The organism is Prauserella endophytica (assembly GCF_005146945.1).
Lineage (GTDB): Bacteria > Actinomycetota > Actinomycetes > Mycobacteriales > Pseudonocardiaceae > Prauserella_A > Prauserella_A endophytica.
On the sequence record NZ_SWMS01000020.1, the window covers coordinates 37,751 to 61,493 of the forward strand.

The window sequence follows — 23,743 nt, forward strand, 5'->3', positions numbered from 1 at the left end:
CGAGCATTGAGGGCAGTTCTACGGAGGTTGGTCTATGAGTCGAACGTTGGTTGTCGTCGGGCACGGAATGGTGGCTCACCGGCTGGTGGAGGCCGTCCGCTCCGACGACGTCGACGGGACGTGGCGGATCGTCGTGCTCGGGGAGGAGGCCCGCCCCGCCTACGACCGGGTCGCGCTGACGTCCTATGTAGACAACTGGGACCCCGAGGAACTGGCGCTGCCCGGCTCCACCTACGCCGGTGACGACAACGTCGAACTGCGCCTCGGCGACCCGGTGGTCGCGGTCGACCGCGAGGCGAAGCGCGTCACGACCGCGACCGGGCACGTGCAGCCATACGACGCGCTGGTGCTGGCGACCGGGTCGCGGCCGTTCGTGCCGCCGGTGCCGGGGCACGACCTGCCCGGCTGCTTCGTCTACCGCACCATCGAGGACCTGGACGACATCCGGGACGCCGTCGAGCGGGCAAGGCACGGCCGCGGCAGGCCCGCCGCCGCGGTGGTCGGCGGCGGCCTGCTCGGGCTGGAGGCCGCGAAGGCGCTGCGCGACATGGGCCTCTCCCCGCACGTCGTGGAGATGGCGCCCCGGCTCATGCCGCTGCAGGTCGACGACGGCGGCGGCAGCCTGCTGCGCAGGCTCATCACCGACCTCGACGTCACCGTGCACACCGGCACGTCGACCGACGCGATCGAGGCCGACCACGGCAGGCTCGTCGCCAAGCTCGGTAACGGCACCGAGCTCGACGTCGACCTGCTCGTGTTCTCCGCCGGTGTCCGCCCGCGCGACGACCTGGCCCGCGCGTGCGGCCTCGACGTCGGCGAGCGGGGCGGCGTGCTCGTGGACGCCACGTGCCGGACGAGCGACCCCGACGTCTTCGCGATCGGGGAGTGCGCGGCGCTGGAGGGCCGGGTGTACGGACTGGTCGCGCCCGGCTACTCGATGGCCGAGGTCGCCGCGGCGACGCTGCTCGGCAAGGAGGCTTCGTTCCCCGGCGCCGACACCTCCACCAAGCTCAAGCTGATAGGCGTCGACGTGGCCAGCTTCGGCGACGCGCACGCCACCACCGAGGGCGCGCTGGAAGTGGTGTTCAACGACGCCGTCAGCGGCTCCTACAAGAAGCTCGTGGTCTCCGACGATGCAGGCACCCTGCTCGGCGGCGTGCTCGTCGGTGACGCGAGCGAGTACAACCTGCTGCGCCCGCTCGTCGGCAACAAGCTGCCCGCCGAGCCCGCCGCGCTGATCTCCCCCGTCGGTGGCGGCGACCCCGCGGTCGGCGTCGACGCGCTGCCCGGCGACGCGCAGATCTGCTCGTGCAACGCGGTCACCAAGGGCGCGATCGTCCACGCCGTCACCGAGGAGGGCTGCGACAGCGTTGCGAAGATCAAGGCGTGTACGCGCGCGGGCACCTCGTGCGGCTCGTGCGTGCCGATGCTGGGCAAGCTGCTCGACTCCTGCGGCGTCGAGCAGTCCAAGGCCGTGTGCGAGCACTTCCCGCAGTCGCGCGCCGAGCTGTTCGAGATCGTCCGCGCCACGCGCGTCACCACGTTCTCCGAGCTGATCGCCAAGCACGGCAAGGGCAAGGGCTGCGCGATCTGCAAGCCCGCGGTCGCCTCGATCCTCGCCACGCTCGGCAACGGGCACATCCTCGGCGGCGAGCAGGCGACGCTGCAGGACACCAACGACAAGTTCCTCGCCAACATGCAGCGCAACGGCACCTACTCGGTGGTGCCGCGCATCCCCGGCGGCGAGATCACCCCCGACAAGCTCATCGTGATCGGCGAGGTCGCCAAGGAGTTCGGGCTCTACACCAAGATCACCGGCGGGCAGCGCATCGACCTGTTCGGTGCCACCGTCGACCAGCTGCCGCTCATCTGGCGCAGGCTCGTCGACGCCGGGTTCGAGTCGGGCCACGCGTACGGCAAGGCGCTGCGCACGGTGAAGTCGTGCGTCGGCACCACGTGGTGCCGTTACGGCCAGCAGGACAGCGTCGGCCTCGCCGTGGAGCTGGAGCTGCGCTACCGGGGCCTGCGTTCACCGCACAAGCTCAAGTCCGCCGTGTCCGGCTGCGCCCGCGAGTGCGCCGAGGCCAGGAGCAAGGACTTCGGCATCATCGCCACCGAGCAGGGCTGGAACCTCTACGTCGGCGGCAACGGGGGAGCGATCCCGCGGCACGCAGACCTGCTCGTGTCCGATGTGAACACGGAGACGCTGATCAAGATCATCGACCGGTTCCTGATGTTCTACGTGCGCACGGCCGACCGGCTGCAGCGCACGGCGCCTTGGGTGGAGGAGATGGAGGGCGGGCTCGACCACCTGCGTGCGGTGATCGTCGACGACAGCCTCGGCATCTGCGCCGAGCTGGAGGAGGCGATGGCCGAACACGTGGCGAGCTACCGCGACGAGTGGAAGGGCGTACTGGAGGACCCGGAGAAGCTCGCGCGGTTCACGTCCTTCGTCAACGCGCCCGGCACGCCGGACCCGACGATCTCCTTCCGTACCGAACGTGAGCAGAAGGTGCCCGTGCTGCTGGGAGTTCCGGAGGTGGTGAGCCGATGACCGCGACGGCCGAGCGGACCTGGGTGGCCGTGTGCCGTGCCGACGCCGTGCTGCGGGCGTACGGGGTGGCCGCCCTGCTCGAGAACGGCGAACAGGTGGCGATCTTCCGCACCTGGGACGACGAGTTCTACGGACTGTCCAATCTGGACCCTTTCAGTGGCGCGGCCGTGCTGTCGCGGGGAATCGTCGGCGACGCGGGCGGCCTCCCCGTGGTGGCCTCGCCGATCTACAAGCAGCAGTTCGAGCTGCGCACGGGCCGGTGTCTCGACGACGAGACCGTGCGCGTCGCCACCTACCCGGTGCGCGTCGTCGACGGTGTCGTGCACGTGGGCTCGCCGTGACCGACGTGATGCCGTTGGCCGGGTTCGCGATCGGCATCACGGCCGCGAGGCGCGCCGACGAGCTCGGCGCGTTGCTGGTGCGCAAGGGCGCCACCGTGCGCTACGGCCCTGCGATCCGGATCGTGCCGCTGGCTGACGACACCGAGCTGCACGCGGCGACCAGGCTGCTGCTCGAAGAGCCCGTGGATGCCGTGGTGGCGACCACCGGTATCGGCTTCCGCGGCTGGATCGAGGCCGCGGAGGGCTGGGGCCTCGGCGAGGCGCTACTCGACCGGCTCGCCTCGACGAACGTGCTGACGCGCGGCCCGAAGGCGAAGGGCGCGGTGCGGGCGGCGGGGCTCTCGGAGGCGTACTCCCCGGCGTCGGAGAGCAACGCGGAGCTGCTGCAGCACCTGCTCGACTCCGGTGTGGACGGTCAGCGGATCGCGGTGCAGCTGCACGGTGAGCCGCTGCCGCACTTCGTGGACTCGCTGCGCTCGGCGGGCGCGGAAGTGGTGGAGATCCCGGTGTACCGCTGGGTCGGCCCCACCGATCCGGGTCCGCTCGACCGGCTCATCGACGCGGTGCTGGACGGCTCCGTAGACGCGCTGCCGTTCACCAGCGCGCCGGCCGCGGCGAGCATGCTCGCGATGGCGAAGCGGACCGGGCGGCAGCCTGCGCTCGTCGACGCGCTCACGCGCCGCGTGCTCGTGGCGTGCGTCGGCCCGATCACCGCGGGACCCCTCGCGGCGCTGGGCATCCCGACCGTGCAACCGCAGCGGGCCAGGATCGGTGCGCTCGCGCGCACACTCTCGGAGGCGCTGATCGCCCGCTCGCCCCGGCTGTGTGCCGCGGGCAGGCAGATCGAGCTGCGCGGACAGGCCGCCGTCGTCGACGGTCAGCTGTGCGAGGTGGCTCCCGCGCCCATGGCCGTGCTGCGCGCGCTCGCGCGGCAGCCGGGCCGGGTCGTGTCCCGGCGCGAGCTGACGGCTGCACTGCCCAGCGGAGGAGAGGAGCACGCGGTGGAGACCGCGATCGGCAGACTGCGCACGTCGCTCGGCGAGGGCAGGCTCGTGCAGACGGTCGTCAAGCGCGGTTACCGCCTCGCCGTCGTCGCCGAGGGGGAGTCGGCGTGATCGTACTGGTCGCGCACGGCACCCGTGACCCGGCGGGACCGAAGGTGACGGAGGAACTGGCCGCTCTGGTGCGCTCGCGGGGCGCCGAGGTGGAGATCGCCTACGCCGACGTCCGGCAGCCCGACGTGACGACGGTGCTCGACTCCGTGCGCGGACCCGCGGTGGTCGTACCGGCCTTCCTCGCCGCCGGGTACCACGTGTGCGTGGACATCCCGGCGCAGGTCGCGGCCAGCCGCAACGGCGACGTCGTGGTGGCCGAGGCGTTCGGCCCCGCACCCGAGCTGCTCGACGCGCTGACGGACCGGTTGCGGCAGGCGGGCCGTCGGCCCGGCGACGCGGTGGTGCTCGCGGCGGCGGGCTCCAGCGACGAACGGGCACGCGGCGACGTCGCCACGGCGGCGCACTCCCTTGCCGGACGGCTGCGCACCCCTGTGCGTGTCGGCTACGCGGCGACGGCCCGCCCCTCGGTGGCCGAGGTCGTCGCGGCGGCTCACAGCGAGGGCAGGCGGGTCGCGGTGGCGTCGTGGCTGCTGGCGCCGGGCCTGTTCCAGCGAAGGGTGACCGACGCGGCCGCGGACGTCACCGCCGAGCCGTTGGGCGCCCACCCCGCAGTCGCCGCCCTGGTGCTCCGCCGCTACCGAGAAGCCCTCCGCGAGCGCCGAGCCGCGTAGCCCCAACTGCAGTGAAGGCCACCATCACTGCGTTGAACGCAGGCATGGTGGCCTTCACTGCAGTTGGGAGGGGTCACGTCCAGGTGATGCGCGGGGTGGCGTAGGCGCGGGCGGCGGCCACGCGTTCGGCCTCCGCCTCCGCCTCGGCGCGCTGGGCCCTGGTCAGTGCCCACAGCTCGGTGAGCGTGAATTCAAGGCGCTTGCCCGCCGACTTCGTCCGCCAGAAGCCCGCGATCTCCCCGTCGGCCAGCAGCGCGCCGGGGTTGCCGAGGATCTTCCACAGTTCTTTCTGGTGCGCCTTGTCCGGCACCAGGATCGCGCGGTCCCGTGCCTGGAGCAGCGGGTCCCACGGCGGCAGGAGCCGCACCACGCCCGGTTCCGGCGGGTTCTCCAGCTCCGCCACGTGCGCGGCGGGCAGGTACGCCGTGCGCCCGGCCACCTTCACCTCCGCCAGGTCGGACGGCCACAGCCGCTCGGCGGCCGTCTTGCGCGTGGTTCCGACGAACCCGGCCGCGTCGGCGGCCGTCGCCGGACCGTGCAGGCGCAGGTAGGTCTCCACGAGGCGGGTCGCTCCCGCGACGTCGGCCTTCGCCGGGATCCGCGGCCGCTTCGCCAGCGGCGCGAGGGTGGCCGGGCTCGTGCCCGGTTCCAGCCGCAGCCCCGCGAGCGGTGTCGCCAGCCGCATCAGCTGCTCGTGGATGTGCGTGGCCTGGCAGGCCCGGCACCACCGGCTGAAACCCTCGGGGATGCGCTTGGTGACCTCGGTGCTCGCAGAGCCCTTGGTCATCGGACGGTCCACCACGTCGCGCAGCGCCTTGGCCGCCGTCAGCAGCACGTCCTTCGCCGGCATCCCGGCGGCCACGACCTCCTTGCGCTGCCACAGCATCCGCGCCTCGGCGTCGGCGTCGTCCAGGGGCACCAGCGCCGGAATCAGGGCGCGGAACTCTTCGGCGCGGTGGTAGTGCGGGGCGCCGCGATGGGTCCAGCCGAGAGTGAACCGCGTGTCGTCGAGTAGCGTTTCCGCCCCGGCCGGAAGGCGGGCCACGAGCGCGAGCACGGCCGTGTCGCGCTTCGTGACGTCCTGCACGCCGAGGTCGAACACCGCGAGCTCGGCCGCGTCGCGCGCGTCGCGGTGCAGGCCGTGCGCGGCGATCCGGTAGGCGAGGACCTGCCTGCGATCGACCTCCAGCATCGTCTCTCCTCAGCCGAGCGTGTAGTCGAAGGTGTAGTCGACGGTCTCCGAGTTGCCGCTCGCCGTGCCCGCGCCGGAGAGCCCGGCCAGCTCGCCGGTACCCGAACCGGGCACAACGGACCACGTGTCGGAGATGCCGTCCGCTCCGTAACGTACGTCGTGCCGGACGAGGAAGCTGCCCTTGCGGCCCGCGACGCTGCCCTCGATCCGCTCGTAGCCCGGCGCGGCCTGCCCGTTGCCGTCGTCGTAGCCCGGCGTGGCGTAGTAGAGCAGGTAGTCGCAGCTCGACGTGCCCTCGATCACGCCGGTGTAGGCGAACGTCGCGTGGGCGTGCGCGTAGCGGGGCCCGTCCTCGGGACCGCTCACGACCTGCTCGTCCCAGCTCTTCATCGTGAAGGTGTTCTCGTTCATGGGCCCACTTTCACAGCCATGACTGTCATCTTCTGTCAGGTATTGGCGAGAGACTTGTGGCATGCGGGCGAGCAGGTTGTTGTCGGTGCTGCTGCTGTTGCAGAACCGGGGCCGGATGACGGCCGACGAGCTGGCGAGCGAGCTGGAGGTCTCGGTGCGCACCGTGTACCGCGACATCGAGGCGCTCGCCGAGGCCGGCGTGCCCGTGTACGCCGACCGCGGCCGCTCCGGCGGCTACCGGCTCGTCGGCGGCTACCGCACGCGGTTGACGGGGCTGAGTGAGGAGGAGGCCAGGTCGCTGGCGCTGGCCGGATTGCCGGTCGCCGCGGCGGAACTGGGGCTCGGCACGGTGCTCGCCGCGGCTCAGCTCAAGCTCTACGCCGCCTTGCCGGAGGAGCTGCGTACGCGCGCCGGCCAGGTCGCCGAGCGCTTCTACCTCGACGTTCCCGGCTGGCACCGTGGCATCGAGCGGCTCGACCGGCTCGAAGAGGTCGCTGACGCCGTGTGGCGCTCGCGGCGGCTGAAGGTGACCTACCGGCGGTGGGACGACAGCGTGGTCGAGCGGGTCCTCGAACCGCTCGGGCTCGTGCTCAAGGCGGGCAACTGGTACCTCGCGGCGCGGTGCGACGGCAGCGAACGGACCTACCGCGTCTCCCGGATCGACGAGCTGGCCGACGACGGCGGTTTCGTCCGGCCCGACGGCTTCGACCTCGCCGGGTACTGGCGGCAGTGGTCGGAGCAGTTCGAGCGCAGGATGTTTCCCAGAGTTGCCGTGGTGCGGCTTTCGCCGCTCGGACGCGACCTCGTACCGTTCTACCTGGGAGCCGTCGGCGCGCGGGCGTTGCGCGAGAGCGGCGGCGAGCCCGACGAGGACGGATGGTCGCGCGTGGAGCTGCCGGTCGAACCGGGCGCCCCCGCACTCGGCGAGCTGCTGCACTTCGGTGCCGAGCTGGAGGTGCTCGAGCCCGCCGACCTCCGGAAACAGGTGGCCGAAGCGGTGGCGAGGATGGGTGCGCTGTATGGGTGAGCTGGGCGGAGTGACCATCGGCATCACCGCTGAGCGGCGTGCGGAGGAGTTCATCGGCGCGCTGGAGCGCCACGGTGCGACGGTGTGGCACGCGCCGACGATCAGCATCGTCCCGCTCTCCGGCGACGAGCGGCTCCGGGCCGCGACGGAGGCCGTGCTGGCCGCGGACGTCGACTTCGCGGCGGTGACGACGGGCGCCGGGTTCCGCGGCTGGTTCTCCGCCGCGGAGCAGTGGGGTCTCGCCGAGCGACTGCACGGCACCTTGTCGCGGGCGAAGGTCTACGTGCGCGGCCCGAAGGCGAAGGGCGCGGTGCGCGGGCGGGGACTCACCGAGCAGTGGTCGGCGCCCGGCGAGAGCAACCAAGAGCTCTTCGAGCACGTGCTGGAGCAGGGCGTGCACGGCAAGCGGGTGGCCGTACAGCTGCATGGTCAGCCGTTGCCGGAGTTCACCGACTCGCTGCGCGAGGCGGGCGCCGAGGTGACCGAGCTGCAGCCGTACCGCTGGCAGTGGCCCGCCGATCTCACACCCGCGCACCGCCTGATCGACGGCGTGCTGGCGGGGGAGGTCGACGCGCTGGCGTTCACCAGCGCGCCCGCGACGGCGAACCTCCTCGCGCTGGCGCGCGAACGGGGTGTGCACGACGAGTTCGTGGCCAGGCTCGGCAAGGACGTCGTGTGCGCCTGCGTCGGCCCGGTGACGGCCGCGCCCTTGACGGCGCTCGACGTGCCGACCCTGCAGCCCGAACGTCAGCGCCTGGGCGCCCTCGTCAAGCTGCTGGTGGCCGAACTGGCCCGCTGACCCGCGAGTCCCCCGCTCCAGCCCGCGAGTTCTGCGTTCCCGACGCCGAGTTCTGCGTTCCCGAAGGCCGACGGCGGTCTAATCCTCCTCGGGAGCAGCGCCGGAGTCGATCTGCCGCAGGCTCTCCCGGCCGGTGTCCTCCTCGCTGCGACCGATCCGCCAGTAGCCCGTAAACGTGATGGCCCGCTTGTCGACACCCCGTTCGCGCACGAGGTGCCGTCGCGCGAACTTGACCATGCCCGCCTCGCCCGACACCCATGCGTACGGCCGCCCTGGGGGCAACGTCGCGGTGCGCACGGCGTCGAGCACGGCTTGACCGTGCGGGGAGCCGTCGCGGGTGACCCAGTTGATCTCCACGTCGGCGTCGGTGGTGAAGTCCTGCCGGTCGCTCGGGTCGCCGACCTCGATGAACACCCGCGCCGCCGACCCCGACGGCAGCGCCTCGACGATCGCGCCGATCGCGGGCACAGCCGTCTCGTCGCCGACGAGCAGCTGCCACGACGTGCCCTCCGGCACCGAGTAGAGGCCGTGCGGACCCAGCAGCGCGACCTGGCCGCCGACCACTGCCCGCTCGGCCCACGCCGACGCCGGACCGCTGTCGCCGTGCAGCACGAAGTCGATGTCGATCTCCCGTGCCTCGGGCCGGTGCGCCCGCACCGTGTAGGTCCGCATCGGCGGGCGGACGCCGTCGGGCATCGCGAGGTAGGTGCGGTACCACGAGGTGACGTCCGAGGACACGGGCGGCGGCAGCTGCGGCCGGTCCTCGCCGGGCAGCGGGAAGAAGACCTTGACGTACTGGTCCGGCGCCACGCTCAGGAAGCCGTCCAGTTCGCCGGTGAAGGTGATCCGGGCCATGTGCGGGGTGAGCCGCCGGATCGCGGTCACCTGGAGCGAGCGGTAGGTCAGCTGAGGCGCGGCCGTCGTCATTAGGCAAGGCTAACCTACGACTGGCGCCAGCGGTACCTCTTGAGATCGATCCGCTGCCCGTCGGCGAGCACGCCCTCCGCGCGCAGCAGCTCCAGCTGCCGGTGCACCAGGTGCGGCGCGGGAGTGCCGTTCGCGCGCAGTACCCGGTGCCAGGGGAGATCGTGCCCGTCCTCGGAGAGGATGCGCCCCACCAGCCGAGGGGTGTTCGCGCCCGCCGCCGCGGCGACGTCGCCGTAGGTCGACACCGAGCCGGGCGGGATCGCCGCCACGACCTCCCGCACGCGCTCGTGCAGCTCCTCGTCCATAGTGCACACTCTAGGCAAATTCCCTGGTCAACTGTGATCTGCCGTGGCGCTGTGCGGTTTCGTCGGTCCGGCGTGGTTCCATCAGATCGTGAGCAGGAGTGGACTGAACGCGAGGCTCGTGCGCTCGTCGGCTCAGCCTCCCCGGCCACAGGTGTGGGAGGGCGGCGCGGCCGGGCTCATCGAGGCCCCCTCGGGCTTCCGGCGGGTGCTCGGCGGCCCCGGCACCGGCAAGACCACGCTGCTCGCCACGGTCGCCGCCGAACGCGTCCGGAACGGCGCCGACCCCGAGAGCCTGCTCGTGCTCACGGCTTCGCGCCGCGCGGCCGACGCCGTCCGCGCCGACATCACCCGCAGGCTCACCGCCGATCCCGAGCACAGCGGCCGCACGATCCGCGAGCCGCTCGTGCGCACCGTGCACTCCTACGCCTTCGCGGTGCTGCGCCTGCAGGCCGGGCTCCAGGACCTGCCCGCGCCGCGCCTGCTCTCCGGTCCCGAGCAGGACGTCGTGGTGCGTGAGCTGCTCGCGGGTGACCTCGAACGCGGCGCCGGCTACTGGCCAGAGACCCTGCGCCCCGCCCTGCTCGTGCCCGGCTTCGCCGAGGAGCTGCGGGACCTCCTGCTGCGCGCCGCCGAACGCGGCCTCGGCCCGGAGGACCTGGTCAAGCTCGGCCGCCAGCACCAGCGTGAGGCGTGGGTCGCGGCCGGGACGTTCTGGCGGCAGTACGAGGAGGTCACACTCCTGCTCGGCTCGGGAGGCAACGCGCTCGGCCAGCCCGGCGCGCCCGCGCTGGACGCCGCCGAGCTGGTGGCGAGCGCGCTCGTGGAACTGGAGGGCGACCCCGAGCTGCTGGCCCGCGAGCAGCGGCGCATCCGGTACCTCTTCGTGGACGATGCCCAGCATCTCGATCCGCTGCAGTTCCGGCTCGTGCGGCTGCTCGGCGGCGCGGCCGACGACTTCGTGGTCGCAGGGGACCCCGACCAGTCCGTGTTCTCGTTCCGCGGCGCAGATCCACGCCTGCTCGCCGGACTCGACGACGGCGACCGCACGATCACGCTCACCCGCAGCCACCGGATGACCGAGGAGGTGCACGCCGCCGTCTCGCGCGTGGCCGCGAACCTGCCGGGCGCGCGCCGCCCGGTGCAGCCCGCGAGCGACGACGAGGGCGTGGTGCGCGCCAAGCTGCTGCCGACCCCGGCCGCGGAGGCGAGCTGGGTGGCCGACCAGCTGCGGCGCGCGCACCTGATCGACGAGATCCCGTGGTCGGAGATGGCCGTGCTCGTCCGCTCGCCGTCGCGCTCGTTCCCCGTGCTGCAGCGCGCGCTCGGCGCCGCGGGTGTGCCGATCGCCTCGGCCACCGAGGAGCTGCCGCTCGCCCGCCAGCCGGGGGTGCGCCCGCTGCTGGCGGTGCTGCGCCTGGCCACCGAGCCCGACGCGCTCGACGTCGACGTCGCCGAGATGCTGCTCTCCTCGCCACTCGGCGGGGCCGACCCGCTCGCGCTGCGCCGCCTGCGCCGGGGGCTGCGCAGGCTGGAGCTGGCCGCGGGCGGGGAGCGCTCCAGTGACGAGCTGCTCGTGGAGGCGTTGCGGGACAACGACATTCTCGCCGGACTCGCCGACGCCGAGGCCGCGCCGGTGCGCCGTGTCGGGGGGCTGCTCGCCACCGCGCGCGACTGCGTGAGCAGGGGACTCGGCGTGGAGGACGTGCTGTGGCAGGTGTGGCAGGTCAGCAAGCTGGAGGGCAGGCTGCTCCGTCAGATCGCGCGTGGCGGTTCGCTCGCCGCGCAGGCCGACCGCGACCTGGACGCCGTCGTTGCCCTCTTCCACGCCGCGGGTCGCTATGTCGACAGGCTGCCCAAGGCGAGCGTCGCCGGATTCGCCGAGTATCTGACCTCGCAGCACATCGCGGGCGACAGCCTGGCGCCGACGGCCGCGCGGGGCAAGGGTGTCTCCCTGCTCACGGCGCACGGTGCTGCCGGTCGGGAGTGGACGGTCGTCGCCGTCGTCGGCGCGCAGGAGGGCAGCTGGCCGGACCTGCGCCTGCGGGGCACACTGCTGGGCGTCGAGCGGCTCGTCGATCTGCTGTCCGGTGTGGATGGTGAGCATCTCTCGGCGACGGCGCCGCTACTGGCCGAGGAGCGCAGGCTCTTCTACGTCGCGGCGAGCCGGGCGAGCCGCGTGCTGCTGGTCAGTGCCGTGCAGGGGGAGGACGAGCAGCCGTCGCGGTTCGTGGACGAGCTGATCGACGAGGGCGGCGACGACCCTGGTCCCGACGTCCGCCGCTACACGCGCGAGCGCTCGCTCGTGCTCGCCGAACTGGTCGGCGAGCTGCGGTCCGTGGCCTGCGACTCCGACGCCGAGCCGCGCAGGCGGGAGATCGCCGTCCGGCAGCTCGCCCGGCTCGCGCGCGCCGGGGTGCCCGGCGCCCATCCGGACCAGTGGTACGGCCTGCACGGGCCGAGCACGGAGGAGCCGCTGCGGCCAGCCGACGCGCTCATCCGCGTCTCACCGTCCACTGTGGACGTGCTTGCGAAGTGCCCGCTGCGCTGGCTGCTCGAGCGGCACGGCGGCAGCGATCCGGCGCAGCTGGCCGCCGTCACGGGCACGCTCGTGCACGCGCTCGCGCAGGCCGCGGCGAGCGGTGCCGACGACGAGCAGCTCAAGGCGGAGCTGGACGCCGCGTGGGCCAAGGTCGACGCGGGAGCGCCGTGGTTCTCGCGGCGGGAACGCCGCCGTGTCGAGCAGATGGTGCAGAACTTCCTGGCCTGGCTCCGCAACAGCCGGGGCGAGCTGACCCAGCTCGCGGTGGAGCAGGACATGGAGGTGGAGCTGCCCGCGGGTGCCGACGAGCTGCGGGTCAAGCTCGCGGGCCGCGTCGACCGGTTGGAGGTCGACAACCAGGGCAGGCCCGTGATCATCGATGTCAAGACCAGCAAGACGCCGGTGAGCGCCGCCGACGCGGAGAAGCACCCGCAGCTCGCTGCCTACCAGCTGGCGCTGCTGCTGGGCGCGTTCGCGGAGCACGGCGGCACCACGGGCGGTGCGAAGCTCGTCTACGTCGCCAAGGCGCACAACAAGACCGGCGCCTCCCAGCGCTCGCAGCCGCCGCTCGACGAGGACGGCGGCAGGCAGTGGCTCGAGCTGGTGCGCCAGGCCGCCGCGGCGACGGCTGGTCCGGAGTACGCGGCGCAGGAGAACGCGGACTGCGACCGCTGCCCCGGCCGTTCGTCGTGCCCGCTGCGGCCCGAGGGCAGGCAGGTGACCGGGCCATGAGGCGCGCCGACGTGCTTTCTCCCGCGGAGGCGCCATGAGCCTCGTGGATCCCGCCGAGATCGCCCACGCGCTCGGCCTGCATCCGCCCACGCCCGAGCAGGCCGCCGTGATCGCGTCGCCCGCCGAGCCCGCGCTCGTGGTCGCGGGTGCCGGTGCGGGCAAGACCGAGACGATGGCGGCGCGCGTCGTGTGGCTCGTCGCCAACGGTCTCGTGACGCCGGAACGCGTGCTGGGGCTGACGTTCACGCGCAAGGCCGCGCGGCAGCTCGCCGACCGCGTGCGCGCCCGCCTGCGCCGCCTCGCCGGGTCCGGCCTGCTCGACCGGCTCGATCCCGGCGGCGAGCGGCGAATGGCCGTGCTCACCGGCGAGCCCACCGTGCTCACCTACCATGCCTACGCGGGCCGCCTGCTCGGCGAGCACGGGCTGCGGCTGCCCGTGCAGCCCGGCGTGCGCATGCTGTCGGAGACGGCGTCGTGGCAGCTCGCGCACCGCGTGGTGTCCACGTGGGACAGTGACCTGGACACCGACCGCGTGCCGCCATCGGTCACCGCGCAGCTGCTCGGCCTCGCCGGGGAGCTGGGGGAGCACCTGGTGGACCCGGAGCAGCTGCGGGCCTACACGGCATGGCTCTGCCGGATCGTCGAGAACGCGCCGAGGGCCAAGGGGCAGCGGGAGGCGTTGCCGGTCGCGCTCAACGACATTTTGGTGGCCCAACGGTTCCGGCTCGAGCTGCTGCCGCTGATCGAGGCGTACGAGCAGCGCAAACGCGCCGACGGCGCACTCGACTTCGCCGACCAGATGTCGCTCGCGGCCACGCTCGCCGAGTCGCAGCCCGAGGTCGTCGCGGGGGAGCGCGATCGCTACGGCGCGGTGTTGCTCGACGAGTACCAGGACACCGGGCACGCCCAGCGTGTGCTGCTGCGGTCGCTGTTCGGCGGCACGGACCCGATGCCGGTGACGGCCGTCGGCGACCCCGCGCAGGCGATCTACGGCTGGCGCGGGGCGAGCGCGGCCAACCTGCCCCGCTTCACCACGGACTTCCCCCGGCGCGGCAAGGAAGGTCTGCTGCCCGCGCGCGAGTACGGGATGCTGACGAGCTTCCGCAACCCGCCGGAGGTGCTCACACTCGCCAACGCCGTCGCCGAGCCCTTGCGCGCGCAGGGCCTCGGCGTGCAGCGCCTGCGGGCCCGCGACGGCGCCGGCCCCGCCGACGTGCGGTGCGCGCTGCTGCCCGACGTTCGGGCCGAACGCGACTGGCTCGCCGGCGAGCTGGCCTCGGTGTGGTTCGCCGAGCGCGAGGAGACGGGCACGCCGCCCACGGCCGCGGTGCTCGTGCGCAGGAGGGCCGACATGGCCCCGGTCGCCGCGGCACTGCGGGCGCGGGGGCTGCCGGTGGAGGTCGTCGGTCTCGGCGGGCTGCTCGACGAGCCCGAGGTGGCCGACCTCGTCGCGACCCTGCGGGTGCTGGCCGAGCCGTTGTCGGGCACCGCCGCCGCCCGGTTGCTCACCGGCGCGCGCTGGCGGCTCGCGGCCGCCGACCTCGGCGCGCTGTGGCGGCGGGCGGGAGAGCTGTCGGCCGACGACGACGTGCTCGTCGCCGAGCGCGCCGAGCAGGCCGGGCTGGTGGACGCGATCGACGACCCCGGCGACCCGGCCCGCTACTCCGAGGAGGGCTACGCCCGGATTCGCAGGCTCAGCAGGGAACTCTGGGCGCTGCGGCGCAGACTCGACCAGCCGCTGCCGGAGCTGGTGGCCGACGTCGAGCGCACGATGCTGCTCGACGTCGAGGCGCTGGCGAGGCCGGGCAGCGCGGGGCGTGCGCACCTGGACGCGTTCGCCGACGTGGTCACCGAGTACGCCGAGCACGCGCCCACCGGCACCCTCTTGTCCTTTGTGGACTACCTCGCGACGGCGGAGCACGCGGAGGACGGTCTGCCGCCCGGTGAGGTCGAGGTGGTGGCCGACCGCGTGCAGGTGCTCACCGCGCACTCCGCGAAGGGCCTGGAGTGGCGGGTCGTGGCGGTGCCGCACCTGGTGCAGGACACCTTCCCCGGCAAACGGCGCTCGTCGTCGTGGTTGCGGACCGTGCCCGAGCTGCCCGCCGCGCTGCGTGGCGACGCACAGGACCTGCCCGAGCTTCGGCTGCACGGCGACGAGAACCGCAAGGAGGTGCTCGACGCCTGCGCCGACCACGAGGAGCGGTTCGCCGCGCGGCACGCCGAGGAGGAGCGGCGGCTCTGCTACGTCGCGCTGACCAGGGCCGAGCACTGTCTGCTCGCCTCCGGCCACTGGTGGAACGAGAGCAGCGCGCGGCCGAAGGGGCCCTCGGAGTTCCTCACCGAGATCGCCGACGTGCTCAGAGCGGAGGAAGGCGTCGGCACGGTCGTGCACTGGGCCGAGCCGCCCGGCGAGGACGAGGACAACCCGCTGGTGACGGCGTCGCGCTCCGCGAGCTGGCCGGTGGACCCACTGGGCGAACGGCGCGCGGCCGTGCGTGAGGGTGCCGACCTGGTGCTCGCCGCACTGGAGGAGCTGGACCTGCCCATCGCGGACGACGACCCGGACGGGTGGATCGCCGACACCGACGTGCTGCTCGCGGAACGGGAGCGCGCGTCGGGCGACGGCGACCAGGTGACCCTGCCGGGTCAGCTCTCGGTGAGTCAGCTCGTGGAACTCGCCGGCGAGCCCGAGGCGCTCGCACGCAGGCTGCGCAGGCCGCTGCCGTTCCCGCCCAACGCCTTCGCCCGCAGGGGCACCGCCTTCCACGGCTGGCTCGAGCGGCGGTTCGCCGGGGAGCGGCTCCTGGAGCTGGAGGACCTGCCCGGCGCCGCCGACTTCGGCGAGGCGAGTGACGCCGAGCTGGAGGCGCTGCAGGAGGCGTTCGAGCGAAGCGCGTGGGCGCACCGCACGCCTCACGAGGTGGAGGTGCCGTTCTCCACCGACATCGACGGGGTCACCGTGCGCGGGCGGATGGACGCCGTGTTCGCCGACGACGACGGCGGCTGGACCGTCGTGGACTGGAAGACGGGCACGGTGCCCGAGGACGGCAAGCTGCCCGCACTGTCGGTGCAGCTCGCGGCGTACCGGCTGGCGTGGGCGGGCCTGTCGGGCGCCCCGCTGGAGAAGGTTCGGGCCGCGTTCCACTACGTGCGGCCCGACCGGACGGTGCGGCCGGTGGATCTGCTCGACGCGGACGGGTTGCGCGAGCTACTGCGCGGAGTCCCGGGAAGCGGTTAAGGTTCGCGCGTGATCAAGCGCCTCATCCGGCAGCCGCTGTCCGACCAGCCCGGTCACGCGCTCGTCGGCGTCATCCGCATGCCGGAGACGAAGGTCAGCCCGCTCCGCTCGATCGGGCGGCGGATCATCGGGGCATTTCTGTTCCTGTTCGCGGCCGTGTTGATCGTGTACATCGGCCGGGACGGCTACAGCGACGCTAACGACGACGGCCTGTCGTTCCTGGACTGCTTCTATTACGCGACCGTCTCGCTGTCGACCACCGGGTACGGTGACATCACGCCGGTGACCGACTTCGCCAGGCTGATCAACATCGTGGTGATCACCCCGTTGCGGGTGATGTTCCTGATCGTCCTGGTCGGTACCACACTGGAGGTGCTGACCGAGCGTTCGCGGCAGGCGCTGAGGATCCAGAAGTGGAGGCACAGGGTGCGGGACCATGTGGTGGTCGTCGGCTTCGGCACGAAGGGCCGGTCGGCGGTCAACTCCCTGCTCGCCGAGGAAGACGCCGAGCCGAGCCAGATCGTGGTGGTGGACACCGACCAGGCGGCGCTCGACGCGGCCAGCGCGCTCGGGCTCATCACCGTGCACGGGTCGGCGACCCGCTCGGACGTGCTGCGGGTGGCCGGTGCGCAGCGGGCGCGCGCGATCGTGGTCGCCCCGAACCGCGACGACACGGCCGTGCTGGTGACGCTCACCGCGCGGGAGCTGGCCCCGAAGTCCAGAATCCTGGCCTCGGTGCGGGAGGCGGAGAACGTCCACCTGCTCAAGCAGTCCGGTGCCGACCAGGTGGTGGTGTCGAGCGAGACCGCGGGCAGGCTGCTCGGCATCGCGACGCGCACGCCGCTCGTGGTCGACATGGTCGAGGACCTGCTCACCCCGGAGACGGGGCTGGCGATCGCGGAGCGGCCCGTGGAGCCGTCGGAGGAGGGCGGCTCGCCCCGGCACCTGCCCGACATCGTGCTCGGAGTGGTGCGGGACGGCAGCCTCTACCGCGTGGACTCGCCCGAGGTCGACGCCATCGAGCGGGGCGACCGGCTGCTGTACGTCCGCAAGGTCACACCCGCGAAGCACGCGGCGCGCTGAGGTGCCCGGTCGTGTGATGTTGGGAGCACTGCACTTTCTGTGATTCGGTTCGATGATCTGGAACGATTGGCCGCGTGTGGCAGCGAGCGAATGGATCCGGGCGGCCGATGCCGCCGCTGACGTGGAAGGTCCTCGGCGTCTCCGCCGCCACTGGCATTCTCATCGTTCTCGCCGCCTGGTGGGCGGGTCCCTCGCTGTTCGGCACCGCTGAGGTCGCCGACACGCGTACCGTCGAGGCCACTGTCACGCTGCCTGCCGACTGCACCAGGCCGAACGCCGAGGAGACCGTGCGTTTCGAGCTGGACGGCGTCACCCGCAACGGCACCCTCAGCGGCTGCGGGCACAACCAGGACGAGCGGATCGAGATCGCGGTGCCCCACGCGGCGGCCGAAGGGCTGATCGACGTGCAGCTCGCCAACGCAGCGGTGGGCAGCAGTGACCTGCGGCGCCCCGTCGGGCTCGCGCTGCTGGTGCTGAGCTGCGCGGGGGGCGGCACCTACGCCTTCCTCCTCGCCCGGGGCCCCCGCCGCCCGGCCGCGGTCCTCTGACGCAACCCGGCCACTCTGCCCAACCGCAGTGAAGGCCACCATCACTGCGTTCAACGCAGGCAAGGTGGCCTTCACTGCGGTTGGCTGGGGCTGGCTGGGGCTGGCTGGGGTTGGCTGGTCAGGCTACGTCGGCGCTGCTGGCCGCGAAGGTGTTGCAGTCGACGATGCGGTTGTCGTAGGCGCCGGCCCGCCACCATGCCGCGTAGTTCTGGTTGCTGCCGTGGTCCTGGGTGCCGGACGTGTCGTCGCCGCGGGTCTCCTGGTCGTACCACGCCTTGTCGTACATGTCCCTCGTGATCGTGCCGCCACGGTCGACGTGCGCGCCCATGAACATGCCCGAGAAGCACTGGGCCTGCAGCTCCTTGCGCCGTGACATCTCCAGTCCCGCCGGGCTGTTCTGGCCCGCCGCGTAGATCTCCTCCCACGCGGCGTCCATGATCCCCGCCACCTCCTGCACGTGGTGGCCGTACTCGTGGGCGAACAGCGCCAGGTACACGCCGGGGTTGTTGCCGTACTGCTCGGTCTGCAGCCCCGCGAAGGGCACGTACAGGTTGTTCTCGCAGTAGTAGGCGGCCGTGGCGATGCCCACCTCGATCGTGCCGCACGGGGTGTCGAAGCCGCCGCCCGAGGGGAAGTGCAGCGTCGGCGACACGAACGGCAGGTTGTAGTACTCGAGGAACGGCCCCCACGCCGCGTCGAGGCAGCCCGCCGCGGCGGTGAAGAACGCCTCCGCGGCCGCGGGGTTGCTCTCCCACGCGGGGAGGTGGCACGCGAGGTTCTGCAGGCCGGCGTCGGGGTCCTGCAGGATCGGGTGGTCGGCGAGCGCGAGGATCTTCCTCGGCCCCTGCTCGACCTCCGAGGTGCTGGACTCGGTGGACGTCTCGCTGCTCTCGGTGGTGGTCGAGGTGGTGCTCGACGCCGTCGTGGTGGTCGACTCGACCGTGCTTGTGGCGGCGTTGTTGGTGTAGCCGCCGTCGGCCGACGGCTCGTTGTCCCGGCCGTTCGTCAGGGTGAAGACGACGATCAGGCTCAGCACGAGCAGAGTGGCACCGCCGATGGACGCCACGATGAGGGGACCGCGTGGCTTCCGCGGCGGGTAGCCCGGGTACCCGTACCCGGCCTGCCCGTACGGATGCGGAGCCGGGGGCTGCTGCGGCCCCTGTGGTCCTTGCGGCCACTGGGGACCGTAGGGGCCCTGCGGCGGTTGTGTCATGTGCTCGTCCCGACGCCTAGATCGATTTCCGGCTCAGCATAACGAGCGGGTGAGCCACCGGGGTGCGGCTTGCCTAATCTGGGCGGCACCGACGACGTGCGTGGTTCCTACGAAATGCGAGGATTGCTCAATGACAGATCCCAGTGGCTGGTCCTCGCCGGACTCCGGCGACGAGCCCCGCCGCGCGCAGTACCCGCAGTACCCCCAGTATCCGCAGAACCCCCGCGCGGGCGGCGGATCGCAGGGGCAGCCTGGCGTGATCCCGCTCCGGCCCCTCGCGCTCGGCGAGATACTGGACGGCGCGATCGGCACGATGCGCAAGTACGCGGGCATCGTGTTCGGCTCCTCGGCTGTCGTCGCCCTGATCAGCGCGGTGCTCTTCCTCCTGGCCGACATGTGGCTGCTCGGCTCGGTCGAGCAGGTCATGCTCAGCCCGAACGCGACGCAGGAGGAGCAGCTCGACGCGCTGTGGGAGGCCCTGCGCCAGACCCTGCCGGTCAACGCCGTGATCCTGATCGTGACCATGGTGACGCAGACCTTCCTCACCGGTCTGCTGATGGTCGTGGTCGGCAAGGCCGTGCTGGGCCAGCCGATCACCTTCGCCGAGGCGTGGGAGGAGCTGCGGCCGCGCCTGCTGCCGCTGCTCGGGCTCACCCTGCTGGTAGCGCTGATCGTCGCGGTCGGCACGGTGCTCTTCATCGTCCCCGGCATCGTGGCCTACGTGTTCCTGAGCCTGGCCACGCCCGCGCTGGTGCTGGAGCGGGGCAAGGTCGGCAGGTCGCTCGGCCGCTCCACGGCCCTGGTGCGCGGCTCGTGGTGGCGAGTGTTCGGTATCCTGCTCGTAGCCCTGATCATCACGTTCGTGATCAGCTTCATCATCCAGATCCCGTTCGGGTTCGCGGGCGGCGCCGACATAGGTCAGGGCGCCTCGACCGGCGACCTGCTGATCGGTGAGCTGGGCAGGGCGATCGCGCAGACCATCACGGTGCCGTTCGCGGCAGGTGTCACCGCGCTGCTCTACATCGACCAGCGCATGCGCCGCGAGGGACTCGACAGGGAGCTGGCGCGCGCGGCCGGCGGCGAATGATCGGACTCGCCGACGTCCCGGTCGACGTCGGTCGCGACGAGGCCCAGCGGGCCGCTCGCGATGAGCTGGCCGACCGGGTGTACCAGGAGGCGCGGCCCGGTCCGGTCGAGCGCGTCGTCGACTGGGTCGCCGACCTGCTCGCGGACTTCTTCGGCGCCCTCGACGGGGCGCCCGGCGGCGTGGCGGGGCTGGTGCTGTTCCTGGTGCTGCTCGTCGTGCTCGCTGCCGTGGTCCGCCTGCGCACGGGCAAGATCGTGCGACGGCGGCGGGCGCGCCGGGCCGAGGTGTTCTCCGGTCCGGTCCGCACGGCCGCCGCCCACCGGCTCGCGGCCGAACGGGCGCGGGCGGACGGCGAGCACGCCGAGGCTGTGCGCGAGTGGTTCCGCGCGATCGTGCGTGGGCTGGAGGAAGGCGGGGTGCTCGACGAGCGTTCCGGGCGCACCGCCGCCGAGGTCGCCGCTGAGGCCGGGGCTCTGCTGCCCGGCTCGGCCGGCGAGCTGAGAGCCGCGGCCGTGCTGTTCGATCAGGTGCATTACGGCGGGAGCGCGGCCACGGCCGAGGGCGTCGAACGTCTCGCCGCGCTCGACGCCGCCGTGCGCGAGCTCAGGACGGTGGCCCGGTGAGCACCTCGGTCTCGCCCGACGCCGCACGCGTGTGGCGGGCCGCGAGAGCGCCGCTCGTGATCGTCTTCGCGGTGCTCGCCACCGCCGTGGTGCTGAGCCTGTCGCGCAGCGGCGACGGCGGCGCGCTCGACCCGGAGTCGGCGACCGAGGACGGCAGCCGCGCCGTGGCGAGGCTGCTCGGCGCACAGGGTGTGACCGTGGAGGCCCGCCACTCCAGCCGGGGCCTGGACGCGCGCGGTGCGACGCTGTTCGTGACCCGGCCCGACCTGGTCGACCCCGGCACGCTCCGGACGCTGACCCGTGAGGCGGCCTCGGTGGTGCTGCTCGCGCCCTCCCAGGACACGCTCGACGCGGTCGCGCCGGGGATCGCCGAGGTCGGACCGCTCGCCGAGGAGGTCCGGCGGCCCGGCTGTGCGCTGCCCGCCGCCGTCGCCGCAGGGGGTGTGACGCTCGGCGGCACCGACTACGCCGCGGTGCTCACGTGCTACGACGGCGCGTTGGCGACCGACGGGGCCGTGACCGTGCTTGGCGGGCCGGCCCCGCTCACCAACGCCCGGCTCGACGAGGAGGGCAACGCCGCGCTGGCCCTGCGCGTGCTCGGCGGGCACGAGCGGCTCGTCTGGTACCTGCCCTCGCCCGGCGACCCCGCGCTGCGCGGCGAGGAGGCGCTGACGGACCTGCTGCCGGACGCCTGGGTGTTCGGCGCCGCGCAGGTGGGGGTCGCCGCGGTGCTGCTCGCGCTGTGGCGTGCCCGCAGGCTCGGCCCCGTCGTCAGCGAGCCGCTGCCGGTGGTGGTGCGCGCGGCCGAGACCGTCGAGGGCAGGGCGCGCCTCTACCGCAGGGGCGGCGCCGCCGACCACGCCGCGGAGGCACTGCGCCGCGCGAGCATCGAGCGGCTGCTGTCCGCGCTGGGCCTGCCCTGCGACGCCGAACCGGCCGCCGTCGTGGCGGCGATCGCGGCACGGACCGGCCGCGACACCGCAGCGCTGCTGTACGGTCCGCCCCCTGCCGACGACGCCGCCCTCGTGCGGCTCGCCGACGAACTGGACGCACTCGAGAACGAGGTTCGCCTGTGACCGCATCGAACGACGCCCGGCAGTCGCTCATCGCGCTGCGCTCCGAGGTCGCCAAGGCGATCGTCGGCAACGACGCCGCCGTCACCGGACTGATCCTCGCGCTGTTGTGCCGGGGACACGTCCTGCTCGAAGGCGTGCCCGGCGTGGCGAAGACGCTGCTCGTGCGCACGCTGGCAGCGGCGCTCGACCTGCGCACCACGCGCGTGCAGTTCACCCCCGACCTCATGCCCGGCGACGTCACGGGCTCGCTCGTCTACGACCCGCACACCGCCGAGTTCTCCTTCCGCGAGGGCCCGGTGTTCACCAACCTCCTGCTGGCGGACGAGATCAACCGGACGCCGCCGAAGACCCAGTCGGCGCTGCTGGAGGCGATGGAGGAGCGGCAGGTCTCCGTCGACGGCGAGCCCCGGAAGCTGCCCGAGGTGTTCGTGGTGATCGCCACGCAGAACCCCGTCGAGTACGAGGGCACCTACCCGCTGCCGGAGGCGCAGCTCGACCGGTTCCTGCTCAAGCTCACGATGCCCGCACCGTCCAGAGAGGACGAGATCGCGGTGCTGACCAGGCACGCCGAGGGCTTCGACCCACGCGATCTCGCCGGTGCCGGGGTGCGGCCCGTCGCGGGCGCGGGCGAGCTCGCCGCCGCGCGGGCGGCGGTGCGCGAGGTGACCGTCGGCCCCGAGGTGACGGGCTATGTCGTCGACCTGTGCCGCGCCACCCGCGAGGCACCCGCGGTGCGGCTGGGCGTCTCGCCGCGAGGGGCCACCGCGCTGCTGTCGGTCGCGAGGGCGTGGGCGTGGCTCTCCGGCCGCGCTTACGTGACCCCCGACGACGTCAAGACGCTCGCCCGTCCCGCGCTGCGGCACCGCGTCGAGCTGCGGCCGGAGGCCGAGCTGGAGGGCGCGACGGCCGACGGCCTGCTCGACCGCCTGCTCGCGACCGTCCCGGTGCCCCGCTGATGGCGCTCACCGCACGCACCCCACTGCTGGCACTCGCCGGCGCGCTCGTCGTGGCGCTGCTCGCGCCGACGCTCGCCGGGGTGCTCGCGGTGTGCGCGGTGATTCTCGCCGGTGTGGTCGCCGACCTGCTGTTCGCGGGCAGCGTGCGGGCGTTGACGTTCTCGCGCGACGGCGCGACGTCGGTGCGACTCGGGGAGCGGGCGGAGGTCCGCCTGCGCGTGACCAACCCCGGCAGGCGCACCGTGCGTGGTGTGCTGCGTGACGCGTGGCAGCCGAGCGCTGGCGCCGAGACCGACCGTCACCGCGTCGCCGTGCCACCGGGGCAGGCCCGGACGTTGACGACCGTTCTGCGGCCCACCCGGCGCGGCGACCGCCTCGCGCACCGCGTCACCGTGCGCGCCGTCGGCCCGCTCGGGCTCGCCGCGCGGCAAGGCTCGCACGAGGTGCCGTGGGCGGTGCGCGCGCTGCCGCCGTTCCACAGCCGACGGCATCTGCCCGGCAGGCTCGACCGGCTGCGCAGGCTCGACGGCCGCAGCGCCGCGCACGTGCGCGGGCAGGGCACCGAGTTCGACTCGCTCCGGGAGTACGTCCTCGGCGACGACGTCCGCTCCATCGACTGGCGGGCCACGGCCAGGACCGCGGACGTCATGGTGCGCACGTGGCGGCCCGAGCGCGACCGGCACGTGCTGCTCGTGCTCGACACCGGGCGCACGGCGGCGGGCCGGATCGGTGACGGCACCCGGCTCGACGCGGCGATGGACGCGGCGTTGCTGCTCGCCGCGCTGGCCTCGCGCGCGGGCGACCGCGTGGACCTGCTCGCCTACGACCGCGGGGTCCGGGCGAGCGTGCAGGGGGTCGCCGCCGCGCAGCTGCTGCCATCGCTGGTGACGGCGATGGCTCCGCTGGAACCGGAGCTCGTGGAGTCCGACGCGCGAGGGCTCGTCGGCGAGGTCCTGCGGCGGACGCGGCGCCGTTCGCTCGTGGTGCTGCTGACCGGGCTCGACCCGGCGCCACTGGAGGAGGGCTTGCTGCCGGTGCTGCCGTCCCTCACCGCGCGGCATCGGCTGCTGGTCGCCGCCGTCGCCGATCCCGCCGTCGCCCAACTGGCGCGCGGGCGGGGTGACGCCGACGCCGTGTACGGAGCCGCCGCGGCGGAACGCACGCTCGCGGAGCGCGCACACGTCACCGCGCTGCTCGCCCGCCACGGCGCCGAGGTGGTGGACGCCGTCCCGGACCGGCTGCCGCCCGCGCTCGCCGACCGCTACCTCGACCTCAAGGCGGCAGGCCGGCTCTGACCGCCGTGGGT

20 protein-coding genes are annotated in these 23,743 nt (G+C 73.2%); 15 read left to right on the forward strand and 5 right to left on the reverse strand.

Features of this window, described 5'->3' with window-relative positions; genetic code table 11:
* The first annotated feature begins 34 nt into the window (after positions 1-34).
* From nirB to FCN18_RS28490, 4 genes are read left to right on the forward strand one after another with little or no spacing between them, the layout of a single operon-like run.
* Entirely contained in the window at positions 35-2,554 is a 2,520-nt protein-coding gene (gene nirB, locus FCN18_RS28475) for a nitrite reductase large subunit NirB (protein WP_137096553.1), read from the forward strand.
* Complete coding sequence (gene nirD, locus FCN18_RS28480; RefSeq protein WP_113644884.1) at positions 2,551-2,895, forward strand: nitrite reductase small subunit NirD; 345 nt, start codon at positions 2,551-2,553, stop codon at positions 2,893-2,895. The genes nirB and nirD overlap by 4 nt, the downstream gene beginning before the upstream one ends.
* Positions 2,892-4,010: a uroporphyrinogen-III synthase gene (locus FCN18_RS28485; RefSeq protein ID WP_112276052.1), complete on the forward strand. Its 1,119-nt coding sequence runs from the start codon at positions 2,892-2,894 to the stop codon at positions 4,008-4,010. Before nirD ends, FCN18_RS28485 begins: the two co-directional genes overlap by 4 nt.
* Positions 4,007-4,681 (forward strand): sirohydrochlorin chelatase, encoded by a 675-nt coding sequence (locus FCN18_RS28490; protein WP_137096554.1) that lies wholly within the window; start codon positions 4,007-4,009, stop codon positions 4,679-4,681. Before FCN18_RS28485 ends, FCN18_RS28490 begins: the two co-directional genes overlap by 4 nt.
* Positions 4,682-4,754: 73 nt before the next feature.
* Here the strand turns inward: FCN18_RS28490 and FCN18_RS28495 are convergent, their stop codons facing one another.
* Positions 4,755-5,873 carry a winged helix DNA-binding domain-containing protein gene (locus tag FCN18_RS28495; protein ID WP_137096555.1) on the reverse strand — a complete coding sequence of 373 codons (1,119 nt, stop codon included), beginning with the start codon at positions 5,871-5,873 and terminating at the stop codon, positions 4,755-4,757.
* A 9-nt stretch (positions 5,874-5,882) separates the two neighbouring features.
* Entirely contained in the window at positions 5,883-6,284 is a 402-nt protein-coding gene (locus tag FCN18_RS28500) for a DUF3224 domain-containing protein (protein WP_112276058.1), read from the reverse strand.
* Between the two features lie 61 nt (positions 6,285-6,345).
* On the opposite strand from FCN18_RS28500, the gene FCN18_RS28505 reads away from it, so the two are divergent.
* A complete protein-coding gene (locus tag FCN18_RS28505; RefSeq protein ID WP_112276060.1) occupies positions 6,346-7,311 on the forward strand; it encodes a helix-turn-helix transcriptional regulator in 966 nt (321 codons plus the stop codon).
* Entirely contained in the window at positions 7,304-8,110 is an 807-nt protein-coding gene (locus FCN18_RS28510; protein ID WP_137096556.1) for a uroporphyrinogen-III synthase, read from the forward strand. Before FCN18_RS28505 ends, FCN18_RS28510 begins: the two co-directional genes overlap by 8 nt.
* Before the next feature lie 78 nt (positions 8,111-8,188).
* On the opposite strand, the gene FCN18_RS28515 is transcribed toward FCN18_RS28510, so the two are convergent.
* Together FCN18_RS28515 and FCN18_RS28520 are read right to left on the reverse strand one after the other, a co-directional pair.
* The gene (locus tag FCN18_RS28515; protein WP_137096557.1) at positions 8,189-9,037 is read right to left on the reverse strand and encodes a siderophore-interacting protein; all 849 of its coding nucleotides are present in this window, start codon (positions 9,035-9,037) and stop codon (positions 8,189-8,191) included.
* A gap of 14 nt (positions 9,038-9,051) precedes the next feature.
* Positions 9,052-9,342 carry an MGMT family protein gene (locus FCN18_RS28520; RefSeq protein WP_112276066.1) on the reverse strand — a complete coding sequence of 97 codons (291 nt, stop codon included), beginning with the start codon at positions 9,340-9,342 and terminating at the stop codon, positions 9,052-9,054.
* Between the two features lie 88 nt (positions 9,343-9,430).
* On the opposite strand from FCN18_RS28520, the gene FCN18_RS28525 reads away from it, so the two are divergent.
* The 4 genes from FCN18_RS28525 to FCN18_RS28540 all read left to right on the forward strand — a co-directional run bounded on the left by FCN18_RS28525 (position 9,431) and on the right by FCN18_RS28540 (position 17,482).
* Positions 9,431-12,613 (forward strand): ATP-dependent helicase, encoded by a 3,183-nt coding sequence (locus FCN18_RS28525; protein WP_407675798.1) that lies wholly within the window; start codon positions 9,431-9,433, stop codon positions 12,611-12,613.
* 34 nt (positions 12,614-12,647) lie between these two features.
* Positions 12,648-15,851, forward strand: coding sequence for an ATP-dependent helicase (locus tag FCN18_RS28530; RefSeq protein WP_113644878.1), 3,204 nt, complete (start codon positions 12,648-12,650; stop codon positions 15,849-15,851).
* Between the two features lie 78 nt (positions 15,852-15,929).
* The gene (locus FCN18_RS28535; RefSeq protein WP_137096581.1) at positions 15,930-16,934 is read left to right on the forward strand and encodes a potassium channel family protein; all 1,005 of its coding nucleotides are present in this window, start codon (positions 15,930-15,932) and stop codon (positions 16,932-16,934) included.
* 107 nt (positions 16,935-17,041) lie between these two features.
* Positions 17,042-17,482, forward strand: a complete 441-nt coding sequence (locus FCN18_RS28540) for a hypothetical protein (protein WP_112276070.1) — start codon at positions 17,042-17,044, stop codon at positions 17,480-17,482.
* A 118-nt stretch (positions 17,483-17,600) separates the two neighbouring features.
* Here FCN18_RS28540 and FCN18_RS28545 read toward each other — a convergent pair whose 3' ends face one another.
* The gene (locus FCN18_RS28545) at positions 17,601-18,695 is read right to left on the reverse strand and encodes a neutral zinc metallopeptidase (protein WP_113644877.1); all 1,095 of its coding nucleotides are present in this window, start codon (positions 18,693-18,695) and stop codon (positions 17,601-17,603) included.
* A gap of 130 nt (positions 18,696-18,825) precedes the next feature.
* Between FCN18_RS28545 and FCN18_RS28550 the strand changes: the two genes are divergently transcribed.
* From FCN18_RS28550 to FCN18_RS28570, 5 genes are read left to right on the forward strand one after another with little or no spacing between them, the layout of a single operon-like run.
* The gene (locus FCN18_RS28550; protein WP_112276074.1) at positions 18,826-19,782 is read left to right on the forward strand and encodes a hypothetical protein; all 957 of its coding nucleotides are present in this window, start codon (positions 18,826-18,828) and stop codon (positions 19,780-19,782) included.
* Positions 19,779-20,405, forward strand: coding sequence for a DUF4129 domain-containing protein (locus FCN18_RS28555; protein ID WP_112276077.1), 627 nt, complete (start codon positions 19,779-19,781; stop codon positions 20,403-20,405). Before FCN18_RS28550 ends, FCN18_RS28555 begins: the two co-directional genes overlap by 4 nt.
* A complete protein-coding gene (locus tag FCN18_RS28560; protein ID WP_137096558.1) occupies positions 20,402-21,481 on the forward strand; it encodes a DUF4350 domain-containing protein in 1,080 nt (359 codons plus the stop codon). The genes FCN18_RS28555 and FCN18_RS28560 overlap by 4 nt, the downstream gene beginning before the upstream one ends.
* Positions 21,478-22,437, forward strand: coding sequence for an AAA family ATPase (locus FCN18_RS28565; protein ID WP_112276081.1), 960 nt, complete (start codon positions 21,478-21,480; stop codon positions 22,435-22,437). The genes FCN18_RS28560 and FCN18_RS28565 overlap by 4 nt, the downstream gene beginning before the upstream one ends.
* Positions 22,437-23,732, forward strand: a complete 1,296-nt coding sequence (locus tag FCN18_RS28570) for a DUF58 domain-containing protein (RefSeq protein ID WP_137096559.1) — start codon at positions 22,437-22,439, stop codon at positions 23,730-23,732. The genes FCN18_RS28565 and FCN18_RS28570 overlap by 1 nt, the downstream gene beginning before the upstream one ends.
* The last annotated feature ends 11 nt before the right edge of the window (positions 23,733-23,743 follow it).